Source organism: Ensifer adhaerens, from assembly GCF_020035535.1.
Taxonomy (GTDB): domain Bacteria; phylum Pseudomonadota; class Alphaproteobacteria; order Rhizobiales; family Rhizobiaceae; genus Ensifer.
Map to the genome: position 1 here is coordinate 2,525,916 of NZ_CP083350.1, position 26,619 is coordinate 2,552,534.

Sequence of the window (26,619 nt, forward strand, 5' to 3'; positions counted from 1 at the left end):
TGCGGGTCAGGCCTTGACGATATGTTCGCCGGTCAGCCCGTTGCGGTGAAAGACATTGCGCGTATCGACGACGAGCGGCGCGGCAGCCGCAAGCGCGGCGTAGTCCACCTGGTCATGGTCGGTGGCAATCAACACGGCGTCGAACCCTGCCAGCGTTTGCGCGTCGAGCACGACGGACCGCCGGCCCTTCAAGGCGCCATATTCACGCGTCGGCGGGATCTCGGCGACGTAAGGGTCGTGATAGGCGGTGCGCCCACCGCGCTCTTCGATCAATTCGATCAGGCGCAGCGACGGGCTTTCGCGAATGTCCGGAACATTCTTCTTGTAGGCGAGGCCGACCACGAGGACGTTGGAACGGCTGAGCGCCTTGCCGGCCTTGCGGTCGAGGGCCTCGGCCAGGCGGCTGACCACATGGCGGGGCATGGCCGAATTGATCTCGCCGGCAAGCTCGATGAAGCGCGTAGGCAGCTCGAATTCCCGCGACTTCCAGGTGAGGTAGAAGGGGTCGATCGGAATGCAGTGGCCGCCGAGCCCGGGGCCGGGGTAGAACGGCATGTAGCCGAACGGCTTGGTCTTTGCCGCTTCGATCACTTCCCATACGTCGATGCCCATTGCCTCATAGACGATCTTCAACTCGTTGACGAGGGCGATGTTGACGGAGCGGAAGATGTTCTCGGTGAGTTTCACGGCCTCCGCCGTGGCGTTGGAAGAGACCGGCACGACGGTCTTCACCACGGCAGCATAGAAGCGCTCCATCAAGGCCGAAGCCTGCGGACCGTCACCGGCGACGACCTTCGGAATGCTGACGGTCTCATAGGTCGGATTGCCGGGGTCCTCGCGCTCCGGCGAAAAGCCGACGAAGAAGTCGTTGCCGGACTTGAGTCCGGTTTCCTCAAGGATGGTGCGCACGACGCCATCGGTCGTCCCCGGATAGGTGGTCGATTCCAGGACGATAAGTTGTGCTGGCCGAAGCGCAGCAGCGATAGCGCGGGAGGTCTTCTCGACGAAGGAAAGATCCGGGTCTCGGTGTTTGGTGAGCGGCGTCGGCACGCAGATGATGATGACGTCGCAGCCCGCCAGCCTTTGAAAGTCCGTTGTCGAGTGGAAGCGGCCGGCACTGCTCTCTTGCGCAAGTGCTGCGTCCGATACGGCGGCGATGTAGGACTTGCCCGCATCGAGCGAGACGATCTTGTTGGGATCGATATCGAACCCGGTGACGGCGAAGCCTGCGCGGGCAGCGGCGATGGCGAGCGGCAGGCCGACATAGCCAAGGCCGATGACGCCAACCTTGGCGCTGAAGGCAGCGATGGACGAGAGCAGGTTTTCGAAGTGAGGTGAGGTCAATTTTGCTTTCCGGATCTCGTGGACAGACGGGCGGCGTCGCGCGAACATGTCGTGGTTTGTTGGAGAGAAACAAGCCCCAAGTCAAGCGAGGCACCGCGTCGGGCCGCGGGACTGGTCCATGAGCCGACTATCAAATCTTCGTGCGAAAAAACTTTGCCTAGCCTCTGGAAATCGGCGGGCGGGATCAATATCTGCAACGGATAAGTCCCGCATTCCGGGTGCCTGCACGTCATCGACGCCGGAACGGCTGGAGCATTTTCTTAACGGGCACGGCTCATCATCATCCACCGCGAACTTGGACCGGCAATTTGCCGGGGCGTTCGTCGTCTCCGGATGCTGGCGTGGGACGGTCTGTCATGATGAGGACGCGAAATGGCCCCGACAAACGACAACGTATCCGAAATCCTCATCGACAAGGTTGCCGACTGGTTGATGCGGACGTCGCTCAGCGACGCACCGCTGGAGACGATCGTCAAAGGTTTCTGCGAGCGGCTGGCAGCCGCCGGTCTGCCGCTAATGCGCGTTCACCTCTCCTTTTCGATGTTGCATCCGCTCTATGATGCACTTGGTTTCACCTGGGTGCGCGGCAAGGGCGTCGAGGTGAGTGGCCTCCGGCACGAAGAACTGGCGCTCAATCCCGAACGCTTTCTGCAGAGCCCGTACTACTACCTGCTCAACAACAATCTCGAACATGTCCGGCGGCGCCTTTATCAGGATACGCCGTCCGAGTTCCCGATTTTCGACGATCTGAAGGAGATGGGTGCGACGGACTACCTGGCCTTCATGCAGTCGCTCGGGGCCGATTCCGGTCACGGCATGGTCGGGTCCTGGACGACGGACCGCCATGGTGGCTTCACCGATGATGTGATTGGGGCGCTTTTGAAACTGCAGTATCATCTGGCAGTTGCCGCCAAGATGGCGGTGCTTGGAAAACTCGCCGACAATATGCTGACCACCTATCTCGGCTCCAGCGCCGGCCGCCGCGTGATGAGTGGCCAGGTGCGTCGTGGCGATGGCGAAACCGTACGTGCGATCCTGGTCATGGCCGATATGCGCCGCTCGACGATGCTGGCGGAAAAGGAAGGGCGGCAGTCCTACATCGAGACGCTGAACACCTATTTCGATGCGATTGCTGCCCCCTTCAATCGCAATGGCGGCCATATCCTGAGCTTCGTCGGTGACGGGTTCATCGCCGTCTATCCGTGTGGGCGCCACAAGGAGCCGTCCGAGTTTGCTGCCCGCGAAGCCTTCGCAGCCGTTCGCGCAGCAACCGTGCGCATGGAGATGCTGAACGGCGAAAGGCGCAAGCAAGCGCGTGATCCGATCGGCTACGGCATCGGACTGCATGTCGGCAACGTGATGTTCGGCAATGTCGGCCTGCGCGACCGGCTGACCTTCTCCGCCTTCGGCTCGGCCGTCAACGAAGTCCAGCGGTTGCAGAACCTCACCAAGAAGTATGCGCATAGCGTCGTCGCGAGCGAAGCCTTCGTCAACTACTGCGGTGGGGATTGGACCGCGCTCGGCCAGGAAAAACTGCGCGGCGTGCGGCAGAAGTTCACGATTCTCTACCCCAACGATACGGCGTTGCTTGCCAGGGCAGACGAGCGCTTCGACGATGTGTCGCAGGATGGACTTTCCGAAGCGGAACATGTCATGTTGCTTCACCGTAATACTCGTCCGCTTCAGCCGCCGCGCGGCCTTATCGACAAGATGCTTCAGTAAGGGGGAAGAATGTTCCGAGCCGTGTTTGTCGCCGCCAGCATCGCCATGGCCGGAGGCGCCATGGCGCAGCCGTGGGAAACCAAACTGTCAGACGGCTTCGAAGGACAGAATTTCGCGCCCGAAGGTGGGCTCTATTATCGCGAAAATTTCGAGCAGACTGCGGGCACGGTCGAATTTCAGAACGAGGTCAAGCGTACCGGAAACGGCGCGCTCAAATTGAGTGTCGTTCCGACGTGTCCGGACTCCCTCGACGGTTGTAGCGAGCGAGCCGAGATTTGGGAAAAGACGGCGCTGCGTGTGCCCTACGACCAGGGGATCTGGTACGGTTTCGCGGTCAAGTTTGCCGATCCGATCCCAAGCGAGGACCACCGCTATCTGATCGCCCAGTGGAAACGTGAGATCGACCCCGGCGCGGAGGGCGATTTCAGCCCGTTCCTGGCTTTGCGTCTCGAAGCCGGCAAGCTCTTCGTCACGGTGGAGACGAATTACATCGCGCCGCTCTCGTCCGGTCCGGAAGGGACGCCGGCCAGCTGCAAGCCCGGTGAGATTCCCGTGTGGGGGCGCCCCAACATCAACCAGATGCGCATGCTGGTCGCAGCCGACAGCAACTGGAAGCCGGAAGACGGCAGCCTCTTCAATGGCTGCACGGATGCCGTGAAGGTGACGAGCCATGGCAATCCGTTGCCCGACCCGAAGTCCGGCTGGATCGATTTCGCGATTTACACGCTGCCGGGGGCCAATGGCACCGGGCGTATCGAAGTCTTCGCCAACGACAAGCCGATCATTACGGTAACCGGGCATGTCGGCCACGACGACAAGGGGCTCGGCAAGAACCAGTACTTCAAGTTCGGCCCCTATCGAGCGGCCGATACGACCGACTGGACGCTGTTCTATGACGACTTCCGTCGCTCGCCGAATTGCGCCGACGTGTTAAAGGCCGAGGTGTGCCCCGCGCTCTAACCGACTGAAGATGCAAGGAGCAATGCTCCGGTTGCAGTCGGCCTGCTGGACAGCCTTCTGAAGCTGCGCTAGTCTTTTTTTAGAGGCGGCGGATAAAAAGGCGATGAGGGAAGCGTGCTGCTATGACATCTGGGGCGGACCTGCTTCGAGTTGAAGGTCTGCGGATCACATTCTCGGTGCTCGGCGGCGAAGTTCAAGCCGTCAACAACGCAAATTTCAGGATTTTGCCCGGCAAGGTCACGGCGCTCGTTGGTGAGTCGGGATCGGGAAAGTCGGCAATCAGCCAGGCGGTGATGGGTATCTTGCCCAACGTCGCGAGGGTTGGCGGCAAAATTTTGTTCAATGATCCCACCACGGCGGCAAAGCCGATCGACCTGCTCGCGCTGGAGCGGGAAGGGGAAGAGATTCGCAGCCTGCGTGGCACGCGCATCAGCAAGATCTTCCAGGAGCCGATGACGTCGTTGTCGCCGCTCCACACGATCGGGAACCAGATTTCCGAAGTGCTGAAGATCCATACGGATGCCGAAAAGGCGGAACGCCGGGCGCGGACCGAGGAGCTGCTTGGCTATGTCGGCTTCGCCAATCCCAAGCGTGCCTACGACATGTATCCGTTCGAGCTTTCCGGCGGCATGCGCCAGCGTGCGATGATCGCGATGGCGCTGATCTGCCGGCCGGCGCTGTTGATCGCCGATGAGCCGACGACCGCGCTCGACGTGACGGTACAGGCGCAAATCCTGAAACTTCTGCGCGAGCTTCAGGTAAAGCTCAATATGGCGATGCTGCTGATCACTCACGATCTCGGCGTCGTTGCCAACATGGCCGACGAGGTCGTGGTGATCTATCACGGGCAGATCGTCGAGGCCGGTCCCGTCGAGGCGATCTTCCGCAACCCGCAGCATCCCTATCTCAAGGGGTTGATGGCGGCGGTCCCGCATTTCGACATGAAGCCCGGAGAGCGGCTGAAGGCGCTACGCGAAGTATCGGTCAAGGCCGGCACGCTGCTCGGGACCTCGGCAGCGAACAAGCCCGCTGGCCCGGATGTGCTGCTTTCCGTCCGCAATGTTTCGAAGACCTACGGGACGCGGAAGTCTTCCTGGTTCGGCGGCGGGGAAAGTACGCTGCATCGCGCAGTCGACGACGTCAGTTTCGACATCCGCCGTGGCGAGTGTCTCGGCCTCGTCGGTGAGAGCGGTTGCGGCAAGACGACCGTCAGCAAGATTCTCATGCGGGCGGTAACGCCCGACACCGGATCGGTGACGTTCGACAATGGCGAAGGCCCTGTGGATGTCCTGAAGGTTCAGGGCGACGATCTGCAGGCATTGCGCTCGAAAATCCAGATGGTCTTCCAGGATCCGGTCTCGTCGCTATCGCCGCGCATGACGGTCAAGAACATCCTCAGCGAGCCTTTGGAAATTCACGGACGCGGCACGGCGAAATCGCGGGTCGAAACGGTGCGTTCGCTGTTGCAGGCCGTCGGTCTCGACCAGCGCTTCGTCAACCGTTATCCGCACAGCTTCTCCGGCGGCCAGCGCCAGCGCATCGGCATTGCCCGGGCGCTCGCGCTCGTGCCGGAACTGCTGATCTGCGACGAGCCGGTTTCGGCGCTCGACGTTTCCGTCCAGGCGCAAATTCTCAACCTGCTCAAGGACCTGCAGAAGGAACTGGGGCTCACCTGTCTGTTCATCTCGCACAACCTTGCGGTCGTGGACTATATGGCCGATCGCATCGCCGTCATGTGCGCCGGGCGCATCGTCGAGGTCGCGCCGCGCGAGGTGCTGATGCGCAAGCCGGTTCACCCCTATACCAAATCGCTTTTGGCGGCCGTACCCTATCCGGATCTCGATCGTCCGCTCGACTTCGACAGGCTGAAGGACAGCGAAGGATCGGACATGCGTCGCTGGGGGCCGCAGTTCCGTGAGGACGACGCTGGCGACGCGCTCATCCCCACCGATCTCGGTGGCGACCATTTCGTGCTGGCGCACCGGTCCGTGGATGCAAGGGAGTTACGGCCATGATCACCCGCCGAACTGTACTGGCATTGCTTGCAACCGTGGCATTTCCCATGCGGCTGCTGGCTGCTGGCGGCGAGCCGGCGTTTCTGGAAAAGCTGATTGCCGACGGCAAACTCCCGCCGCTCAGCGAGCGCCTGCCCAAGACGCCGCGTGTCATCAACGTCGCGGCATTGGGGCGTACGCCCGGCAAGCATGGCGGCGTCGTGACGATGATCATCGGCAGCGCCAAGGACATCCGGCTCATGACCATCTACGGCTATGCCCGGCTGGTCGGCTATGACGAAACGCTGAAGCTCGAAGCGGATGTCCTCGAAAGCTACGAAACGGTCGAGGACCGCATTTTCACCTTCCACCTGAGGGAAGGGCACAAGTGGTCTGACGGAACGCCGCTGACCGCCGAGGACTTCCGCTATTGCTGGGACGACGTGCTCAACAACGAAAAGCTGAGCCCCGCCGGATTGCCGACTGCGCTGGTGATGGACGGAGAGGCCGGAAAGTTCGAAGTCCTCGACGAGCGAACCGTTCGCTACACTTGGTTGACGCCAAACCCGGACTTCCTGCAGAAGCTTGCGGCGCCCCAGCCGATGTTGGTGGCGATGCCTTCCGCATATCTCAAGCAGTTCCACGAGAAGTATCAGGAAGAAGACAAGCTCAAGGCCCTGATGAAGGAGCAGCGCGTCAAGAAATGGAGCCAGCTCCATATGCGCATGGCACGCTCCTATCGCCCTGAAAACCCGGACCTGCCGACGCTCGACCCGTGGCGCAACACGACACCGCTTCCAGCCGAGCAGTTCGTTTTTGAGCGTAATCCCTACTTTCACCGTGTGGACGAGAACGGGCTGCAGCTTCCCTATATCGACAAGTTCGTGCTCAACGTCAGTTCCTCGGCACTGATCCCGGCGAAGACGGGCACGGGTGAAAGCGATCTGCAGGCCACGGGCCTCGACTTCGTCGACTATACCTTCCTCAAGGATTCCGAGAAGCGGTATCCGGTGAAGGTGTTGCTTTGGAAGAAGACGCAGGGTTCGCGCCTGGCGCTTCTGCCCAACCTCAACTGCTCCGACACGGTCTGGCGGTCGTTGCTGCAGGACGTGCGCGTTCGCCGTGCACTCTCGCTCGCGATCGACCGCACAGAGATCAACAAGGCCGTCTTCTACGGACTGACCAAGGAAAGCGCCGACACGGTTCTGCCGGATAGCCCGCTCTTCCGTCCGGAGTTCGCCAGTGCGTGGGTCGCCCACGACCCGGCTCAGGCCAATGCGCTGCTCGACGAGGTTGGGCTGACACAGCGCGGCAGTGACGGCATTCGTATTCTCTCCGATGGCCGGCCGGCGCAAATCGTTGTGGAAACGGCGGGCGAAAGTACGCTTGAGACGGACGTGCTTCAGCTTGTCACCGACTACTGGCAGAAGATCGGTATATCGCTTTTCATCCGCACCTCGCAGCGCGACACGTTCCGCAGCCGCGCCGTGGGCGGCGAGATCGTCATGTCGATGTGGTTCGGCCTCGACAACGGCGTGCCCACTCCCGGCATGAACCCGGGGCAGCTGGCGCCCACGGCCGACGACCAGCTGCAATGGCCGGTCTGGGGGCTCAACTATCTGTCCCATGGCGAAATGGGCCAGGCGCCTGATCTTCCTGCCGCCGTCGAGCTGACGGAACTGCTGCAACGCTGGCGCCATTCGGCGGAAGATGCCGAGCGTACGGAGATTTGGACCCGCATGCTGTCGATCTACACGGACCAGGTGTTCTCGATCGGTATCGTCAACGCCTCGCTGCAGCCGATCCTCGTGGCGAAGAAGCTCCGCAACGTGCCGGAAACGGCGCTCTACGGCTTCGATCCCACGTCCTACTTTGGTGTTTACAAGACCGATACCTTCTGGATCGAGCAGGAAACCTGACATGCTGCGATATATTCTCTGGCGTATCGCGGCGATGGTTCCCACCCTCCTCATCATTTCCGCTCTTGTCTTCACCATCATCGAACTGCCCCCGGGCGACTACTTCGAAAGCTATGTCGCCGAGCTCAAGGCGCAGGGCGAAGGCGTCGACATGGAGCAAATCGACGCGCTCAGGAAGGAATATGGCTTCGACCAGCCGCCGGTCCTGCGCTACGTCTACTGGCTTGGCGGCATGCTGCAGGGCGATTTCGGCTATTCCTTCGAATACGAACTGCCGGTCAGCGCTGTTGTCGGCGATCGCTTGTGGCTGACGATCCTGGTCTCTTTCGTCACCATCATCTTCACCTGGCTGATCGCCTTTCCGATCGGTATCTACTCCGCGACCCATCAGTATAGCTGGGGCGATTACGGCCTGTCGCTGATGGGCTTGATCGGCATTGCCATCCCGAATTTCATGCTGGCGCTGATCTTGATGTATTTCGCCAATATCTGGTTCGGGATATCGATCGGCCACCTGATGGATCAGAAATATCTGGCCGAGCCGATGAGTTGGGCCAAGGCAAAATCGATTCTCGAGCACATCTGGATACCCGTCATCATCGTCGGTGCGGCGGGCACGGCCGGCATGATCCGGCGTCTGCGCGCCAACCTGCTCGACGAACTGCAGAAACAGTATGTGGTGACGGCGCGCGCCAAGGGGCTTTCGCCGATGCGCACGCTGGTCAAGTACCCGCTGCGCATGGCGCTGAACTTCTTCATCTCGGACATCGGCTCGATCCTGCCGGCGATCATTTCCGGTGCGGAAATCACCGCGATCGTGCTGTCGCTGGAAACCACCGGCCCGATGCTGATCAAGGCCTTGCAAAGCCAGGACATGTATCTCGCCGGTTCGTTCCTGATGTTCCTCGCCTTCCTGACGGTGATCGGCGTGCTGATCTCCGACATCGCACTCGCCATCCTCGATCCACGAATTCGGCTGCAAGGCAGGAGCACCAAGTGACGTCATTTCTTCCGGCGCCCGGCGAGCCCCTGCCGCACTATGTTTCGACGGCCCCTTTCGATCCCTATTCCGTCGAGGCGATGACGGACGAGCAGGTGCGCGTCAATCAGGCTTCGCAGCTTCGCCTGATGTGGTGGAAGTTCCGCCGCCACAGGCTCGCGCTCGTCTCGGGTATTTTCCTTGCGGCGCTCTACCTGTCGATCCTCATTTCCGAGTTCCTCGCGCCCTACAATCTGCACACCCGCAACATGGACTACATCTATGCACCGCCGCAGGCGGTGCACCTGTTCCATGAGGGCAAGTTCGTCGGTCCCTTCGTCTACGGGCGGACCATGACGCTCGACATGGACACGCTGAAGCGCAACTATGCCGACGATACCAAGGACGTGCAGCGGCTCCGCTTCTTCTGCCGCGGCGACGGTTATCGTTTCTGGGGGCTGTTCGACAGCAACGTGCATCTCGTTTGCCCGGCGGAAGGCGGCCAGGCCTTCTTCCTGGGGACGGACCGTCTCGGCCGCGACGTGCTTTCGCGCATCATTTACGGCGCTCGAATCTCGCTCACGATCGGCCTTTTCGGCATCACCGTGAGCTTCGTGCTCGGCATCGTCATCGGTGGCCTTGCCGGTTATCACGGCGGCGTCTTCGATCTCATCGTGCAGCGCGTCATCGAGGTTCTGCAGTCGATCCCGAGCATCCCGCTTTGGCTGTCGCTCGCAGCGATCATGCCAGCGACCTGGAGTCCTATCCTGATCTACCTGGCGATCACGATCATCCTCGGTCTTCTCGACTGGACGGGGCTTGCGCGTGCCGTGCGCTCGAAACTGCTGGCGCTTCGCGAGGAGGACTATGTTCTTGCGGCCCAGCTGATGGGCGCAAAGAGCAGCCGCATCATCGGCCGGCATCTCGTGCCGGGTTTCATGTCGCATCTGATCGCCACTGCGACGATCTCGATCCCGGGCATGATCCTTGGCGAGACGGCACTGAGCTTCCTCGGTCTCGGCCTCAGGCCCCCGATCACCAGCTGGGGCATTCTCCTGACCGAGGCCAAGAGCGTCAGCGTCATCGCCTTCTATCCCTGGCTCCTATTTCCCACAATTCCGGTCATTCTTGTGATTTTGGCATTCAACTTCTTGGGAGATGGGTTGCGCGATGCGGCCGATCCCTACAAATGAAGCCCGATTTGAAGCCGGCAAGCGGTCGGCGTGAAACGGTTCATTGCACCCTGTGCGAAAGGTTTCTTGCATGATGCGGCGTTTCGAAGATGCCCGGATCCTCATGTATAGCCATGATACGTTCGGGCTCGGTCACCTCCGGCGGTGCCGCACGATCGCGCATTCGCTGGTGGAAGACTATCGCGGCCTGAACATCCTGATCATCTCCGGCGCAACGATCGCCGGTGCTTTCGACTATCGCGCGCGCGTCGACTTCGTGAAGATCCCGAGCGTCATCAAGCTGCACAACGGCGACTATACCTCGCTCGACCGTCATATCGAACTCGATGAGACGCTGAAGATGCGTCAGGCGATCATTCGCCACACCGCCGAGACCTTCAAGCCCGACATCTTCATCGTCGACAAGGAGCCCATGGGCCTGCGCGGCGAAGTCGAGGAGACGCTGACCTACCTGAAAGCCCATGGCACGACGCTGGTCCTGGGCCTTCGCGAGGTCATGGATGCACCGCATCTGCTGGAGGCAGAGTGGAAGCGGCGCGATACCATGCGCAAGATCGAGCAGTACTACGATACGATCTGGGTCTATGGCCCGCCGGACTTTTACGATCCGCTGACCGAACTCGAAGTGCCGCCGGCCGTGCGCGACCGAATGGACTTCGTTGGCTTCCTGCAGCGCAGCGTTCCGCGCGAGGAACTGCCGGGCCATAAGCCCCAAGGCGACTACATCCTGGTGACGACCGGCGGCGGCGGCGACGGCGCCGATCTGATCCACCAGGTCATCCACGCCTACCAGCAGGACCCGGAACTGATGCACAGGGCGTTGATCGTGCTCGGGCCCTATATGCCGGTCAAGAAGCGGGAAAAGCTGATCCGCAAAGGGAGCAAGATTCCCTATATCAAGATCATCGAGTTCGACAATCGCATGGAAGAGCTCATTGCTGGCGCAAAGGGTGTCGTTGCCATGGGCGGCTACAACACCTATTGCGAAATTCTCTCTTTCGACAAGCCGGCGCTGATCGTGCCGCGCATCCAGCCGCGCGAGGAGCAACTGATCCGCGCCCGCCGCGCCGCCGAACTCGGGCTCGTCGAAATGCTGTTGCCCGACGAAGCGGAAGATCCGCTGCGCCTGGCGGCGGCGCTGAAAGCGCTTCCGTCCCGGGCGCCGCCGTCGAAAAGCACTGCCAACGGCCTGCGGCTCGAAGGGTTGGCGCATATCTCCGAAATCGTCGGCGGGTGGCTCGATCGGCCTTCGAGCGGCCATCTGAATATCGTGAAGAAATCGAGCTGAAGCATTGCCGACAGATCGCAAGATTGCAGTGGTGCTGAAGGGCTATCCGCGTCTTTCGGAAACCTTCATCGCGCAGGAACTGCTTGGCCTCGAGCGGGCCGGACTGGACCTCGTATTGATCGCACTGCGCCGTCCGACCGACGGCAAGCGCCACCCGGTTCACGACGAGATTCGCGCCGAGGTTCACTATCTGCCCGAATATCTTCACGAAAAACCGTTGCGGGTGCTGCGCGGCCTCGTCCGTTCCCTGCCGAAGCCGGGTTTCTGGCCGGCATTCGGGCTTTTTCTCAAAGACCTGCGCCGCGACTTCAGTCGCAACCGCTTTCGCCGGTTTGGACAGGCGGTGGTGCTCGCTTCGGAATGGCCGGGCAACCCGCGTTGGCTGCACGCGCATTTCATCCATACGCCGGCGTCGGTGACCGCCTATGCCAGCGTGATCACCGGCACGCCATGGACCTGCTCGGCGCATGCCAAGGACATCTGGACGTCGCCCGACTGGGAGCTTTCCGAAAAGCTCGGACGGGCGCGCTGGACAGTGACCTGCACACGCATGGGCTACGAGCATCTGAAGAGCCTGACGACAGAAAAAGCGCGGGTGCACCTGAGCTATCACGGCCTTGATCTTGACCGGTTCCCCCGTTTCGAGGGCGCACATTCCGGTCGGAACGGTTCCGACCCTTCGGATCCCGTGCGCCTTGTCAGCGTCGGCCGTGCCGTCGGCAAGAAGGGTTACGACGTGCTGCTGAAGGCGCTCTCGCTGCTGCCGGCAGAGCTCCATTGGCGGTTCGAGCATATCGGCGCGGGGGAACTGACCGGCGAGCTCAAGACGCTTGCGACCGAGCTTGGTGTTTCTGACAGGATTGCCTGGAAGGGCGCGCTCGACCAGACCGATGTGCTGGCGCACTACCGGACGAGCGACATCTTTGCGCTTGCCTGCCGGATCACCGCCGACGGCGATCGCGACGGATTGCCCAATGTCCTCGTCGAAGCATCAAGCCAGCGGCTGCCCTGCGTCTCGACGGCGATCTCCGGCGTTCCGGAACTTCTCGCCGATGGCGAGAACGGCCGGGTCGTTCCGTCGGAGGACCCACAGGCGCTTGCTGCGGCGCTCGAGCAACTCATCCGCGATCCGGCGCTCCGCCTCAGGCTTGGCGATGCGGCGGAACGGAAAGTCCGCGAGCAATTCGACCACCATACCAGCATCGATCAGCTCGCCGCCCTGTTTGCCAGCGAATGGAGAGCCGCCTGATGCGTGCGCGTCGTGTCTTTTTCTACGTACAGCACCTGCTGGGCATCGGACATCTGGCGCGGGCGAGCCGGATCGCGAGCGCCCTTGCCGCCAGAGGCTTCGAGGTGACCGTCGTGACCGGTGGCAGCCCGGTACCGGGTTTCCCGGGAAGTGATGTAAAACATGTGGCTCTTCCGCCCGTGCTCGCCGGCGACAAGGGATTTTCCGGCCTTTCCGACAGCGACGGAAATCCGGTCAGCGATGCCTTCAAGGATCAGCGCCGGGACCTGTTGATCGAGGCGTATCTGGCCTGCGATCCCGACATCGTTGTCTTCGAAGCCTTCCCTTTCGGCCGCCGGCAGATGCGTTTCGAGTTGATGCCCTTGCTCGATGTAATCGAAAAGCAGACCCCAAGACCTCTTGTTGCCGCTTCGCTGCGGGACATCCTGCAGGAGCGGACGAAACCCGGCCGCGCCGAAGAGACCCTTGATGTCGTCAGGGCACATTTCGATCTCGTGCTTGTGCATGGAGATCCTGCCTTCGCGCGGCTCGAGGAAACCTATCCCTACGCGGCCGAGATCGCGGACAAGGTCGCCTATACCGGCCTCGTCGCAGGCCCAGCGCCGGATGCGCCGGCGGAAAAGTTCGACGTGCTCGTTTCGGCCGGCGGCGGTGCGGTCGGCAAGGAACTGATCGGTGCGGCGTTGCAGGCGGCAAGCCTGCTGCCGCGCGAGCTACAATGGTGCCTCGTCACCGGACCGAACCTGCCGCAGCAGGATTACGATGCGTTTGCGGCTGCCGCGCCCGACAACGTGCAACTTTTCCGCTTCCGCAAGGATTTCGCCAGCCTGCTTTCGGGCGCGCGGCTTTCGGTTTCTCAAGCGGGTTACAACACGGTTTGCGACATCATCCGCGCCGGCTGCGGATCCCTGCTGATCCCCTTCGTCGCCGGCGGTGAAACCGAGCAGTCGACCCGGGCGGAAAGGCTTGAGAAGCTCGGCCTTGCCGGCGTGCTGCTGGAGGCCGAGGTGACGCCCGAGAGGCTGGCGCGCGATGTGGAAGCGATGCTGGCGCGGCATAAGCCGAATATTCCGCCGCTGGACCTGGATGGGGCGATGAAGACTGCCGAAATCCTTGAGAGCCGTACGGCTCGTTAAGCGGTTCCATTGTGGGCTTTGCGCGGGCGCTTCAGAAGGAGCGCCTTGGCGACGCCTTGCGACGGACCGCCCGTCTCGCGGCGTCAAATCGCAATGGCAGATAATATGTCCGCGACCGCCGCGACCATAACGCGTCTCAGCCATGTATGTGTGCATGCCAGGCAAGGCCCATGGTTAGTTATCGGACTGGGCTGACTGGAAGACTGGAGCGCCGGTGAAGTGGCCTCGGCCATGGCGGAGGTGCTCGCCCACCCGGTGGCGCCGGCGTTGGTCCCGACACAGCGCCAGCGAACATAGGCGCGGCACGATTTCCCTGAAGACAGCGGTTGAGCGCGTGCTGGCGACGGTGTGACCAGCCGGTGTGCTCAGACCGTTCCGATCAGCATGAAACGGGTGTATTTCTTCGTCGGCAGGGCGCCGGCGAATTCGACAGTGGTCAGCGCTGCCTGTTTCGCGAAGTCCTCGACGGAAGCCACGCAATTGATATGGGTGGGCTCGCTGAAATAGTCATTGGATTGCAGCAGCACGCGCGTGCCGGCAGGGATGCGATCGAGCCAAGACCGGAGGTCGGCGATATGCTCGCAGCTCGTGTTGATGACGAGGTCGGCCCCGAGTGTCGTATAATCGATGGCGTACATGTCGGCTGTTACGGCGCGGAATTTCTCCGGGAAGGCGAAATTGAGGGTCCGCGCGACCGTTTCCACATCCGGGTCGATGTCGAAGCTGTCGACTGCAGCGACCTTGAAGCGCGTGTCCTCCAGCAACATGGCGCCCAGGATGCCGTACCAGCCACCGAGGATCGCAATCCTGGCGTAGGATGCGCCCGCAACATGCAAAAGCGTATCGCGCGCCCAGACCTTGCAGGCGACCTGCTTGTGATTGAAGGCGTTGGCGATGTGGGCTTCGGGATGTTTGGCGATTACCTTCGCGACACCCTCGAGCAGGGGGCTTTGCGTATAGGCGGCGATACCGCGTGCCAAATCAAAGGCATGCTCGTACCAATCGCTGGTTCGGGACGGCGGATGGCTGGTGTGTTTCATGCGCCCGTTGTAAGCTGCGTGTCGGGCGAGTGCAATAACGGCGTGTGCTTCGGAGCGTGACGGTCTCTGTGGTTGCCTTCGCGGCAGTGGAGTTGAAACCCGCGTCCATTGCAGATTTCCCTCGCACCTGCATAATCGACAGAACCGGATTCGGCGCCGGGCGGAATATGCAGGCATCCACTTCGCGATCGAGCGCCGATAGGCACCCATCCGGAGACTCCGCCGAGGAATGATGCGTGGCGGAGCAAACGGCAGTCCGCCACGCCAGCAGCTATCGTGTTCAATAAGGTCCTATTGCCAGACACATGGAACCACGCCTTTCTCGCTACATCTGGACCCACACGCGCAAGGATCAGCTCTGGATTCTGGTGGTCGTCGCGCTGTCGATGATCCCTTACTTCCTGTCCTTCGACCTGCCGAAGCAGATCGTCAATGGACCGATCCAGGGCGACGGCTTCGACAGTCCGGAGGCGACGCAGGCCTTCCTGCCGATTTCCTTCGACTTGCCGTACTTCGGAACGATCAACGTCTTCGAGGGCTTCCACCTCGGCCGGGAAGGCATGCTACTCGCCCTCAGCCTGGTGTTCCTGCTGCTGGTGGTCGTCAACGGCCTGTTCAAATTCTACATCAATACCTTCAAGGGCCGACTCGGCGAGCGCCTTCTGCGGCGTATCCGCTTCGAACTGGTCGACCGCGTCCTGCGCTTCCCGCCCAGCCACTTCAAGCGGGTGAAACCGGCCGAAATAGCGACGATGATCAAGGACGAGGTCGAACCGCTCGGTGGTTTTACCGGCGATGCCTTCGTTTCGCCGGCGCTGCTCGGCGGCCAGGCGCTGACCGCCCTGGTGTTCATTCTGCTGCAGAGCTTCTGGCTCGGCCTGATCGCCACGCTGATCGTCGCGGTTCAGGCGGTGATCATCCCGCGCATGCGCAAGCGGCTGCTGATACTTGGGCGTGAACGCCAGCTGACGGCGCGCGAGCTCTCCGGCCGCGTCAGCGAAATCGTTGACGGTATTGGCGCCATCCGCGGGCACGATACCTCAAACTATGAGCGGGCCGACATCGCCTCGCGCCTCGCGAGGATCTTCAAGATCCGCTATGATCTCTATCAGTGGAAATTCCTCGTCAAGTTCATCAACAATTTCCTGGCGCAGGTCACGCCATTCCTGTTCTACGCGATCGGCGGCTATTTCGCCCTGCAGGGTCGCCTTGACATCGGGCAGCTCGTTGCGGTCATCGGCGCTTACAAGGACCTGCCAGGTCCCCTGAAGGAACTGATCGATTGGGACCAGGCCCGCCAGGACGTCCAGGTCAAGTATGCGCAAGTCGTCGAGCAATTCAGCGTCGATCCGCTGCTCGATCCGAAGGTTCAGGCGGTTGCCACGGGAACCATCGAATCGCTGAATGGACCGCTGGCCGCCGTGAACCTGACGGTGATCGACGACGGTGGCTCGACCTTGCTCGACCACGTGTCGCTTCAGGTGCAGCCTGGAGAGAAGGTGGCGTTGACCGGCGGTGGCGAGGTGCTGGCGGAAGCCTTTGGTCGCCTGGTCTGGCCGGCAAGCGGCAAGGTGGTCATCGGCGGACAGGACATTCTGGAGATTCCGGAATCCGTCACCGGGCGTCGGATCGCTTACGCGTCCTCCGATGTCTACGTGTTCCAGGGCAGCCTCGGTGACAACCTTTTCTACGGTCTGAAGCACGCTCCGCTGACGGAGGTTGCCTATGAAGGGGAGGGCGCTTCGCACCGCAAGTGGGAAGTGATCGAGGCCCGCCTTGCCGGTAATCCGTATCTCGACGTCAACAGCGACTGGATCGACTACGGGTCGGCAGGGGCAAGCGGTCCGGACGATCTGCTCGTGCAGATCCGCCCGGTTCTCGACGCCGTGCTGTTGACCAACGACGTGATGGCGCTTGCCGTCCGCTCGACGATCGACCCGAACCGCCATGCGGCATTCGCGGCCGGTATCGTCGAGATGCGCAGCGCGCTCAGGCAGAGCCTTGAAAAGGAAAAGCTCAGCGACCTCGTCGTGTTCTTCGAGCCGGGAGCCTACAACGTCGAGGCCACCATCGGTGAAAACCTGCTGTTCGGCACTATCACCGATCAGGTGATGTGGGCGGACGCGCTGGAGAACCACCCGTTCTTCAAGACGATCCTGCAGCGGGTCGGGTTGCGTGAAACCTTCTACGACATGGGCATCGAGATCGCCGAGAACGTGGTCGAACTGTTCCGCGACTTGCCGCCGGATCATCCGTTCTTTCAACAACTGACGTTCATGACCGCCGAGGAAATACCCGTTTATGAGGCCATCCTTCAGAAGGTGCGCAGCCGTGGCAAGGGCGAGGTTTCCGAAGACGATCAGATCAAGATCATCCGGCTGTGCTTCGATTACATCGAGCCGCGGCACCGCTTCGGTCTGCTGACGGATGAGGTGATGGCGAAGGTTGTTGCTGCGCGCCGCGAGTTCGATGAGGGCCTGCCAGCCGATCTTGCAGGGATGATCGAGCATTATCGCCCGAACCGCTACATCGCTTCGGGCAGCATTATCGACAACGTGCTCTTCGGACGCATTGGCCACAAGCATGCCGATGGGTCGGAGAAAATCCGGGCGATCGTACGTGATCTCTTCGAGGCCGGCGGCCTCTATAACGAAGTGCTGGCCTTCGGCTTCGATTTTAATGTCGGCGCCGGCGGCAAGCGTTTGACGGCGGCCCAGCGACAGAAGCTCGACCTTGCGCGCGCGCTTATCCGCGCCTGCGATTTCTATATCTTCAATCAGCCGCTGCTTGCGCTCGATCAACGCGTTCAGGAACAAGTCGTGCGCAACGTCTTCTCGATGCTTGACCGGGCCGGGCGGGAACCGGCGATCGTATGGGTCCTTGCCAACCCTTCGTTGCTGGAGCTGTTCGATCGCGTAGCGCGGTTCGAAAACGGGCGGTTGGTGCACGACACCGGTGCCGATGCCGCGGTGGATGACGGACGCGACTACAAGGAAATGGCATCTTGATGTAATATTAATGTCAGGGCACGAGCATATGGTCCCGCGCGATGCGGGAGGCAGACTGCTCCCGACGGGAAATCGGAGACACGGATTGTGATGTTGCTCAAGGATGAAGTTGAAATGCTGCGCCGGATTACCCTGTTTTCAGGATTGCCGCCGGCAAAGTTGAAACTTCTTGCCTTCACATCTGACAGGGTGATGTACGGCGCCGGCGAGGCACTGTTCTATCAGGGCGACATCGGCGATGCGGCTTACGTCATTCTTTCCGGCAAGGCCGAAGTGCTGATCAATACGGCCGGCGGGCCTTTCAAAATTGCCGAGTTCGAGCAAAATTCGATCGTCGGCGAAATCGCTATCCTCTGCAATACGCCGCGCACGGCGACTGTGCGCACTGCCACGCCGCTTGAGGCCCTGCGCATTCGCAAGGAGGATTTCCTCAAGCTTCTCGCCGATTTTCCGGAGATGGCGGTGGAGATCATGCGTGTGTTGGCAGACCGCCTCGCCCAGACCACGGCCGAACTTAGCGAAGCCCGCAGCCAGGTCGAGCGGGTGGAGGCTTGACGCCAAGGCACGCTTCGCGCCGGCCCGTTTCATGTCCAGGCATTCCCTCCCGTCATGTGAGCCTTTCGCAAAAGCGATTCCGCTTTGCGGAGATATCGGCTAGACAGGCGCCATGCGTTCGATAACCTATTTCCAGAAAACCGTTCAGTTCCCCGACAAACCGGAGAAGAAGCGCTTCTTTGCGCGTCTGCAGAACGGCGATTGGGAACCTTGCACGTTTCAGAACATCGAGCGCCTGGTCGATGGCAAGACGACCTTTGTCGACATCGGCGGATGGATCGGGGTGACGCCCTATTGGGCGGCGCAGATTGCCGACAACGTCATAACTGTCGAGCCGGATCCCGTCTGCTTCGGTATCCTCAAGGAAATGCAGCCGGAAAACAGCGGGGAGGTGCGCGTCATCAACGCCGCGCTTTCCGAAGACGAGGTGTTGGTGCTGCACTCCGTGGGCGGTGGTTTTGGCAGCTCGGAAACGTCAGCCCTGATTGCCGATGACAACGGCGAGGCGATCAGGGCGCAGACGGTTACGATCGCTGAGCTTCAGGCTATGGCCCGCACCGAGAGGCTTTGCTTCAAGATCGATATCGAAGGATATGAGTATCGCGCCATGGATCAGTTCCGGGCGATCGATCTGCAGCGAACGGCCGGCGTCCTGCTTGCAGTGCACCCGCAAATCCTTTTTGCCTCGCTGAAAGGGCCCTCGGCGCTGCGGGCCATTCGCACGATAACAGCCACGATGCGGCTGATCCGCAGCCTGAGCGGCTTTCGCCTCGACAATCCGCAGGCGATATGGACGGTGCTGCGCAAATCGATTGCCCGCCGGGAGTTTCGCGGTTTCGATCTGTTGTTCGTTTCGAGGCGTCACGGTCGCTAAGCGATCCCCAGAACGCCGGGGAGCGTTCTCGATCCGTCTCCTTATCCGGATGGTTCGTTACAACGCGTTGCGCACGTGCGCCTTCGCGCAGGCGCGGTCTCAGGGCAACCCCGTCCGCCAGTTCGCTTTCGAACAAGGGCAGCCGCTCGCCGACGAGGGGCGGAGAGCCGGTATGGTTAACCATTCTTTAGAGAATGGTAATTCATCGTTTGAAGACGTGATTTTCGCTGCTATAAATTTCTCGGCCGCCATTGCCTTGGCTTGATGTTGCGTCGTGAGGGCGACCGTATGGCATGGATATGTTTTGCGACTGCCGCCTATTGCATGCCCGCCTTGTTTCTGTTGGCGATGACTTATCTTGAAGGTTTGCAGGCGCGTGCGCCTTGGAACATGTATCGTTTCGCCGGGCTGCTCATATGCATTTTTTGGCCGGTCCTGTTTCTCTATCTGATGTTTAAAATGATATCGAAAACAAGAATTTCGGAGCGTTAAGGCTAGATTCCTTGCCCCTATCTCGGGATTTGACGCCCGAACCGTGGCATTTACCATACAACCAGAAAATGCCGGAGACTTAACCCTTGAGTCCCTCATGCGGATTATGCTCCGGCGGTGATCGACCGGTGTGAAAGTATTTGAACATGTGCGGTTTCGGTGGCCATTTCGGCTCAATTCCAGACGCTAAGATCCTTCTCGAGAAAATGGTTACTGCGATTGCGCATCGCGGTCCGGACGAGACCGGCTTTTTCGTCGACAAGGAGGCCGGACTTGGGCATGTGCGTCTGTCGATCGTCGGTCTCGGCGATGGTCAGCAGCCGATGTCGGACGAGACCGGCGAATTGACGATCGCCTTTAACGGCGAAATCTTCAACTATGTCGAATTGCGCGAGGAACTGCGCTCCAAGGGACGGCGCTTCCGCACGTCAAGCGACACCGAAGTGATCCTGCATCTTTACGATGTCATGGGCGAGGAGTGCCTGTCTCGTCTCAACGGCGATTTTTCCTTCGCCATCTGGGATCGGCGTCGCCAGCGGATGGTGCTGGCGCGCGACCGGATGGGCGTTCGTCCGCTGTTTTACATGACCCACGGCGGCACGATCTATTTTGCCTCGGAGATCAAGGCCCTGCTGCAGGTGCCGGGCGTTTCTGCCGAACTCGATCCGATCGCGCTCGATCAGATCTTTACGCTCTGGGCGCCGATCGCGCCGCGCACCGGTTTTCGCGACATTCAGGAGCTCGAGCCGGCGCATCTCATGATTGCAGAAAAGGGCAAGGTTTCGATCCGTCCCTATTGGCAGCTCGACTATCCCGACTTCGGTGCGCCGCCACTTTTCACGGACGAGCGTGTCGCTGCCGAAGAACTGCGTGCGCTGCTTACCGATGCCACCCGGATCCGGATGCGCGCCGATGTTCCCGTCGGCTCCTACCTTTCCGGCGGGCTCGATTCCTCCATCGTCGCGGCGATGGCGACCGGCATGGCGCCGCAGGGCCTCAGGACCTTCTCCGTCACCTTCGATAGCGCGGAACACGACGAGAGCGCCTTCCAGGTGGAAATGGCGACAGCGCTCGGCACACACCACAGCGCCGTTGCCTGCCGGGCGGGCGACATCGCAAGATCCTTCCCGGAGGTGATCCGCTTTGCGGAGCGACCGATCATCCGGACGGCGCCAGCGCCTCTCTATCAGCTTTCGGGTCTGGTGCGGGAGCAGGGGCTGAAGGTGGTTCTGACGGGCGAAGGGGCCGATGAGGTCTTTGCCGGCTACGATATCTTCAAGGAGGCGCGGGTGCGCCGGTTCTGCGGCCGGCAGCCCGGTTCACGCATGCGCCCGCACCTCTTCCGCAAGCTCTATCCCTACATCCCCGGCCTGCAGCAGCAATCGGCGGAGTATCTGGCCGCGTTTTTCGGCGCCGGCGACGTATCGCTTGACGATCCGCTGTTCTCGCATCGTCCGCGCTTCAAGAGCACGGCGGCAACCAAGATCTTCTTTTCCGGAGACCTGCGTACACGCCTGAGCAACTACGATGCGGCGGAAGATCTGGCGAGCCGGCTTCCCGCAGCCTTCGGCGGTTGGCACCCGCTGCACCAGGCGCAATATCTCGAAAGCCGCTTCCTGCTGCCGGGTTACATCCTGTCGAGCCAGGGCGATCGCATGGCCATGGCCCATGGGATCGAGGGGCGGTTCCCGTTCCTCGACCATCGCCTCGTCGAATTCGCGACCCGTCTGCCGCCAGAGATGAAGCTGAAGGGTCTGGTGGAGAAGCATATCCTGCGCGAAGCGACGAAGGATCTGCTGCCCCCGTCCATCGGCCAGCGGACCAAGCAGCCCTACCGCGCACCGGACAGCCACTCCTTTACCGGGGTGGGCGAACTCGACTACGTCCGCGACGCCATGAGCGAAGCGCGCGTCAGCGACAGCGGGCTTTTCAATGCCAAAGCCGTGACGAAGCTCTACGACAAATGCCAGTCGCAGCCGGTGAGCGGCTTCCGCGACAACGCGGCTTTCGTCGGCGTCCTGTCGACGCAGCTCTGGCTGCAAACTTTCACCGGCACCAGCGTCCGCGCGGCGGAAGCAGCCTGATCTCTTCAAGAAAGGAAACCACATGACGGAAACGATCAAAGACAAGGTTAGAGCCTTCGTCATCGAAAACTTCCTGTTCGGCGACACGTCCTACGATCTCGCCGATACGGCATCGCTGATCGAGAATGACATCATCGACTCCACCGGCGTTCTCGAACTCGTGGCCTTCATCGAGGACCAGTTCGGCATTGCCATGGGCGATGCCGATATCGTGCCCGCCAACCTCGATTCTCTTTCGCGCATTTCGGCCTTCATCGAGACCCGGGTCGGGGCGCCGGCGACGGCATAATCAAGGCGCGAGGGGGCGTCCATGCGGTTCGAGCAATTTCTTACTGGCAATGCCGCAAGGCAAGCGGCGAAAACGGCGCTGGTCACCGACCGCCGTCGCCTGAGCTACGGCGAATTCGACGATCTATCGGGGAGACTGGCTGCCGCGCTCGCGCGGGCCGGCGTCAAACGCAACGATCGTGTGCTCGTCTTCATGGACAATTGCTGGGAAGCGGCGGTCTCGATCTTCGCGATCCTGAAGGCTGGCGCGACCTTCAGCCCGATCAACGCCTCGACCAAGTCGGACAAGCTCGCCTACATCATCACCGACTGCGAGGCGGCGGCAATCCTGACGCAGGCAAAGCTGATGCCGACCGTGGCGGAGGCGCAGGCCCTGAGTGGCAAATCGGATATCTTCATTGCCTCGACGGCCGCGCCGAATGGTCAGACGCCGGCTAACGCGATCGCTTTCGATGCCTGCCTCGCGGAGGCGGCAATGCCGGTGCTGCATCGCGGCATCGACGTCGACCTCGCGATGCTGATCTACACCTCGGGTTCGACCGGCCGGCCGAAGGGCGTAATGATGACCCATCGCAACATCGATGCGGCATCGGAGTCGATCACCACCTATTTGCGCAACGAGCCCGACGACATCATCCTCAACGTGCTGCCGCTCGCCTTCGACTACGGCCTCTACCAGTTGCTGATGGCGATCCGCATCGGGGCGACGCTGGTGCTGGAAAAATCCTTCGCGTTCCCGCACGCGATCTTCGAGCGGATCCGCGAGGAGGGCGTCACCGGCTTCCCGCTGGTTCCGACAATGGCGGCGATGATCCTGCAGATGCGCGATCTGGAGCCCGGCTTCCTGCCGAGCCTGCGCTATCTCTCCAATACCGCCGCCGCCTTGCCGCCGCCGCACATCGCGCGGCTCCGCGAACTCTTCCCGGGTGCCCGGCTCTATTCGATGTATGGGCTGACGGAGTGCAAACGCTGCACCTACCTCCCGCCGGAGGAACTCGACCGCCGGCCGGGTTCGGTCGGCATCGCGATACCAAATACCGAGGCCTTCGTCGTCGACGATGAGGGCAAACGCGTACCGCCGGGCGTTCCCGGCGAACTCGTCATTCGCGGTCCTCACGTCATGCAGGGCTACTGGCGCAACGATGCGGCGACCGAGCGCATGCTGCGACCGGGGCCGAACCCGTGGGAAAAGGTGCTCTATACAGGCGACCTGTTCCAGACGGACGAAGAGGGCTTCCTCTATTTCGTCGGCCGCAAGGACGACATCATCAAGACACGCGGCGAGAAGGTCGCGCCCAAGGAAGTCGAGACCGTTCTGCACGCGCATCCCGGAATTGCCGAGGCCGTCGTGGTCGGCGTGGCCGATCCGGTGCTCGGCCACGCGATTGCAGCGCTGGTGGTGCGCTCCGATCCCAGCCTGTCGGACAAGGACATTATTCGCCACTGCACCCGCCACCTTGAAGACTTCATGGTGCCGAAGATTATCGAATTCCGCACCGAACTTCCGAAGACGGATACCGGTAAGGTCAGCCGCCGCCTTGCGGCCGAGACGATGGAGCCTGCTCAATGAACATTCGAACAACTGAAGGCGCGCGCCCGTTTTCGGCCGAGACGCTGACGATCGATCACGCGGCCGAGACTGACCGGATCGTTGCGGGGCTGCGTGAGCAGCTGCGGGCGATGAAGAAGCGCGGCCTGGTGCTCGGACTCTCCGGTGGTATCGACTCGAGCGTTTCAGTTGCCTTGGCGGTGCGCGCCGTCGGCGCCAAGAATGTCTTCTGCCTGTTCATGCCGGAAAACGATTCTGATCCGGAAAGCCTGCGCTTTGGCCGTCTGGTGGCCGAAACCTTCGGCGTCGAGGCAATCATCGAGGATATCGGCCCGACGCTGAAGGCGATGGGTTGCTATGAGCGTCGCGATGCTTTCATTCGTGAACTGGTACCGGACTACGGCGACGGATGGGCCTCCAAGATCGTGATCGCCAATGCGCTGGAAGGCGAGGGCTACAATATTTCCTCGCTCGTTGTTCAAAGCCCGGATGGTGTGCAGTCCAAGCACCGGATGCCGCCATCGGTCTATCTCGGCATCGTCGCCGCCACCAACATGAAGCAGCGCACGCGCAAGCAGGTGGAGTATTATCACGCCGACCGGCTGAATTTCGCGGTGCTCGGCACGCCGAACCGTCTGGAATACGACCAGGGCTTCTTCGTCAAGAACGGCGACGGTGCCGCTGACGTGAAGCCGATCGCGCATCTCTACAAGTCGCAGGTCTACGCGCTTGCCGCCTATCTCGGCATTCCCGAGGAGATCCGGCGCAGGCCGCCGACGACCGACACCTATTCGCTGGAGCAGACGCAGGAGGAATTCTACTTCTCTCTGCCATACGACCGCATGGATCTCTGCCTCTACGGGCTCAACAACGGCATCGATATCGACGCCGTCGCCCATGCGGCCGGCCTGACAGCGACGCAGGTGGAACGGGTCTGGGTGGATATCGCCGCCAAGCGTAAGGCGACGCGTTACCTGCATCTGGGGCCGCAGCTCGTGCGGCCGGTGGAGGAAATCAAGGGCTGATCCCGAGGCTTGAGGCTCGGCGCGGTTATTGCGGCGGCTTCAACGAAGCATCGCAATAACCGAAGGCGTGTCAGTCGAACTGGCCGGCGATCAGCCGGCACCAGTGTTCTCCGGCAATGCCGTTGAAGAAGCCTTGTCCGTCCCGGCAGGCCTGGACGATTGCCGGATCACGGGAGTGAACCACGGTCGAGGCAACATGGACAAACGCAATCCGACGTCCGAGCATGGCTTCCATCAGTGCCGGCTGCGTCCGGCCCCTCAGACCCGGAAGGTTGCGCTTGGCGGCGTGATCGACCAGGCAGTCGATAACCGGACCGGCCTGGCCCGGCAGCGCCAGCACCTGCAGGACCCGCCCGATTTCTCCGGCTCTAGCGTAATAGGCGAAGGCGCCGACGAGCGTGCCGGTGCGCGCCGTGACCAGCGCGTAGACAAGCGTGCCGTGCTCGGGCTTCCGCTCCGCATCGCCGAGAATGTAGGCGAGCTGCCCGTCAGCCCAGTCGGGGCGCAGCGGGAACTGTCCGATGAAGCGATCGACCACGGCGGCAAAGCCGTTGCGATCGGTTTCCTGAGCGGTGAAACCGGCCTGGCTTGCGCCGGCGGCAGACACGGCGGACCAGCGTTGTTCGCCCGGCGCCATCCGCTTGCGGTAGGCGCCGTCAACGGCTCGCGCAATGGGGGCTGCAAGCCGCGCCGGCTTGATGCGGTTCGACGCAACACTCAGGCTGAAGGACGCGGGCTGGATGACGCGCACCCAATCGAGACTGTATTGCGGCAGGACGACACCCCGAAGGCGCGTCCACATCTGGGCTGAAACGTCGCTTGCGGTCTCGCTGAAGGAAAGATCCTGCGGGCCGGCGAGAAAGGCCTTGAGGATGCGCGCCCCGGCCAAGGGATCGGTCTCGTGATCCTCGACCATCAGCGAGCCGCAGATGGCTGCCCGCAGCCGGCGGCCGTTCAGGACCATGGGCAGGACGTTGACGCCGACGAAACCGGAGATGGCGCCCTTGTCGTTCACGTGCACGAGCGGGCCTATCTCGGGGTCGCAGCCGGGTGCGTCGAGGTAGAGCTGCTGCATGTAATCGGCAAGTGCCGGCGGTGGTCGGCCCAGGTCGTTACGGAACACCCGCTGGAACATGCCGGCAATCGCGGGAATGTCCGCACGTTCAAGCGAACGGATTTCGCTCATTTGGACACGCTTCCGGCTCCGTCGTCGATCTTCCTGACGATGGCGACGCGCGGTTTGCCGTCGCGATCGGTCGCAAACGTTACCGGCTCATAGGTCTTGATGCGCGACAGAAGTGCTGCCGCTTGTCGATCCTGGCCCTCGCCGAACTCGAACAGCAGCCAGCCACCCGGCTTCAGAAAGGCAACGGCATCGCGGATCAGCCGCTGGTGAATGGATATGCCGTAGGGGCCGCCATCAAAGGCTTCGCGCGGCTCGCTCTCAAGCAGATGCGCCCGGTCTCCCTCCAGCCGTCCCGTGGAGATATAAGGCGGGTTGCAGACGATCATATCGACCGTGCCTTCGAGATTGTCGCCTTCGAAGGCACCGAAGAGATCGCCTTGCCGGATGGAAACGCGTGTGCCGGTTTGTAACCGGTCGACATTGCGGCGCGCCAGCGCAACGGTGCTGTCTGTGAGGTCGGCGCCCCAGACGCGCGCGGACGGAACTTCGTTGGCGATACCGAGCGCGAGATTTCCGGAACCGCAGCACATGTCGATGACGGTCGGCGCCGCCGGGCGATCCGCGAGGACCGATACGGCCTTTCGTCCAAGGAGCTCCGTTTCCTCGCGCGGGACGAGAACGTCGGGTGCCAGCTCAAGCTCCACCCCCATGAAACGATGCAGACGAATATTATTGTCGTTGTGCGGCACGGCCACCCCTCTTCATGTCCCCGGTCGAATTGTCGCTGGATAAAT

20 protein-coding genes are annotated in these 26,619 nt (G+C 61.6%); 16 read left to right on the top strand and 4 right to left on the bottom strand.

Annotated features, from left to right (window positions below; genetic code table 11):
- Positions 1 to 6: 6 nt before the first annotated feature.
- Positions 7 to 1,344: a nucleotide sugar dehydrogenase gene (locus tag LAC81_RS31635; protein WP_223728602.1), complete on the bottom strand. Its 1,338-nt coding sequence runs from the start codon at positions 1,342 to 1,344 to the stop codon at positions 7 to 9.
- 372 nt (positions 1,345 to 1,716) lie between these two features.
- Here LAC81_RS31635 and LAC81_RS31640 point away from each other — a divergent pair, with 372 nt between their 5' ends.
- From LAC81_RS31640 to LAC81_RS31680, 9 genes are all read left to right on the top strand, one after another.
- A complete protein-coding gene (locus LAC81_RS31640) occupies positions 1,717 to 3,066 on the top strand; it encodes an adenylate/guanylate cyclase domain-containing protein (protein WP_223728603.1) in 1,350 nt (449 codons plus the stop codon).
- 9 nt (positions 3,067 to 3,075) lie between these two features.
- Positions 3,076 to 4,026, top strand: coding sequence for a polysaccharide lyase (locus LAC81_RS31645; protein WP_223728604.1), 951 nt, complete (start codon positions 3,076 to 3,078; stop codon positions 4,024 to 4,026).
- 122 nt (positions 4,027 to 4,148) lie between these two features.
- The gene (locus tag LAC81_RS31650) at positions 4,149 to 6,041 is read left to right on the top strand and encodes an ABC transporter ATP-binding protein (protein ID WP_113535708.1); all 1,893 of its coding nucleotides are present in this window, start codon (positions 4,149 to 4,151) and stop codon (positions 6,039 to 6,041) included.
- Positions 6,038 to 7,939 (top strand): ABC transporter substrate-binding protein, encoded by a 1,902-nt coding sequence (locus tag LAC81_RS31655; RefSeq protein ID WP_223728605.1) that lies wholly within the window; start codon positions 6,038 to 6,040, stop codon positions 7,937 to 7,939. The genes LAC81_RS31650 and LAC81_RS31655 overlap by 4 nt, the downstream gene beginning before the upstream one ends.
- A gap of 1 nt (position 7,940) precedes the next feature.
- Complete coding sequence (locus LAC81_RS31660) at positions 7,941 to 8,939, top strand: ABC transporter permease (protein ID WP_113535706.1); 999 nt, start codon at positions 7,941 to 7,943, stop codon at positions 8,937 to 8,939.
- Positions 8,936 to 10,111: an ABC transporter permease gene (locus LAC81_RS31665; RefSeq protein WP_223728606.1), complete on the top strand. Its 1,176-nt coding sequence runs from the start codon at positions 8,936 to 8,938 to the stop codon at positions 10,109 to 10,111. The genes LAC81_RS31660 and LAC81_RS31665 overlap by 4 nt, the downstream gene beginning before the upstream one ends.
- A 70-nt stretch (positions 10,112 to 10,181) precedes the next feature.
- On the top strand, positions 10,182 to 11,399 hold the full coding sequence (locus LAC81_RS31670; protein WP_113535704.1) for a glycosyltransferase family protein: 1,218 nt from the start codon (positions 10,182 to 10,184) through the stop codon (positions 11,397 to 11,399).
- 4 nt (positions 11,400 to 11,403) lie between these two features.
- Entirely contained in the window at positions 11,404 to 12,648 is a 1,245-nt protein-coding gene (locus LAC81_RS31675; protein WP_223728607.1) for a glycosyltransferase family 4 protein, read from the top strand.
- Positions 12,648 to 13,784: a glycosyltransferase family protein gene (locus LAC81_RS31680; protein WP_223728608.1), complete on the top strand. Its 1,137-nt coding sequence runs from the start codon at positions 12,648 to 12,650 to the stop codon at positions 13,782 to 13,784. The genes LAC81_RS31675 and LAC81_RS31680 overlap by 1 nt, the downstream gene beginning before the upstream one ends.
- 365 nt (positions 13,785 to 14,149) lie before the next feature.
- Here LAC81_RS31680 and LAC81_RS31685 read toward each other — a convergent pair whose 3' ends face one another.
- Positions 14,150 to 14,824 (bottom strand): class I SAM-dependent methyltransferase, encoded by a 675-nt coding sequence (locus LAC81_RS31685; protein ID WP_223728609.1) that lies wholly within the window; start codon positions 14,822 to 14,824, stop codon positions 14,150 to 14,152.
- A gap of 305 nt (positions 14,825 to 15,129) precedes the next feature.
- Between LAC81_RS31685 and LAC81_RS31690 the strand changes: the two genes are divergently transcribed.
- From LAC81_RS31690 to nadE, 7 genes are all read left to right on the top strand, one after another.
- On the top strand, positions 15,130 to 17,832 hold the full coding sequence (locus tag LAC81_RS31690; protein ID WP_223728610.1) for an ABC transporter transmembrane domain-containing protein: 2,703 nt from the start codon (positions 15,130 to 15,132) through the stop codon (positions 17,830 to 17,832).
- Between the two features lie 90 nt (positions 17,833 to 17,922).
- A complete protein-coding gene (locus tag LAC81_RS31695) occupies positions 17,923 to 18,387 on the top strand; it encodes a cyclic nucleotide-binding domain-containing protein (RefSeq protein WP_113535699.1) in 465 nt (154 codons plus the stop codon).
- A 112-nt stretch (positions 18,388 to 18,499) separates the two neighbouring features.
- Entirely contained in the window at positions 18,500 to 19,261 is a 762-nt protein-coding gene (locus LAC81_RS31700) for an FkbM family methyltransferase (RefSeq protein ID WP_223728611.1), read from the top strand.
- 638 nt (positions 19,262 to 19,899) lie between these two features.
- A complete protein-coding gene (gene asnB / locus LAC81_RS31705; protein WP_223728612.1) occupies positions 19,900 to 21,837 on the top strand; it encodes an asparagine synthase (glutamine-hydrolyzing) in 1,938 nt (645 codons plus the stop codon).
- Positions 21,838 to 21,859: 22 nt separating this feature from the next.
- Positions 21,860 to 22,126, top strand: a complete 267-nt coding sequence (locus LAC81_RS31710; protein WP_223728613.1) for an acyl carrier protein — start codon at positions 21,860 to 21,862, stop codon at positions 22,124 to 22,126.
- A gap of 21 nt (positions 22,127 to 22,147) precedes the next feature.
- Entirely contained in the window at positions 22,148 to 23,695 is a 1,548-nt protein-coding gene (locus LAC81_RS31715; RefSeq protein ID WP_223728614.1) for a class I adenylate-forming enzyme family protein, read from the top strand.
- Positions 23,692 to 24,699 (top strand): NAD(+) synthase, encoded by a 1,008-nt coding sequence (gene nadE / locus LAC81_RS31720; protein ID WP_223728615.1) that lies wholly within the window; start codon positions 23,692 to 23,694, stop codon positions 24,697 to 24,699. Before LAC81_RS31715 ends, nadE begins: the two co-directional genes overlap by 4 nt.
- 70 nt (positions 24,700 to 24,769) lie before the next feature.
- On the opposite strand, the gene LAC81_RS31725 is transcribed toward nadE, so the two are convergent.
- Both LAC81_RS31725 and LAC81_RS31730 read right to left on the bottom strand, forming a co-directional pair.
- Positions 24,770 to 25,885, bottom strand: a complete 1,116-nt coding sequence (locus LAC81_RS31725; protein WP_223728616.1) for a hypothetical protein — start codon at positions 25,883 to 25,885, stop codon at positions 24,770 to 24,772.
- On the bottom strand, positions 25,882 to 26,535 hold the full coding sequence (locus tag LAC81_RS31730) for a N5-glutamine methyltransferase family protein (RefSeq protein WP_223730375.1): 654 nt from the start codon (positions 26,533 to 26,535) through the stop codon (positions 25,882 to 25,884). Before LAC81_RS31730 ends, LAC81_RS31725 begins: the two co-directional genes overlap by 4 nt.
- Between the last annotated feature and the right edge of the window lie 84 nt (positions 26,536 to 26,619).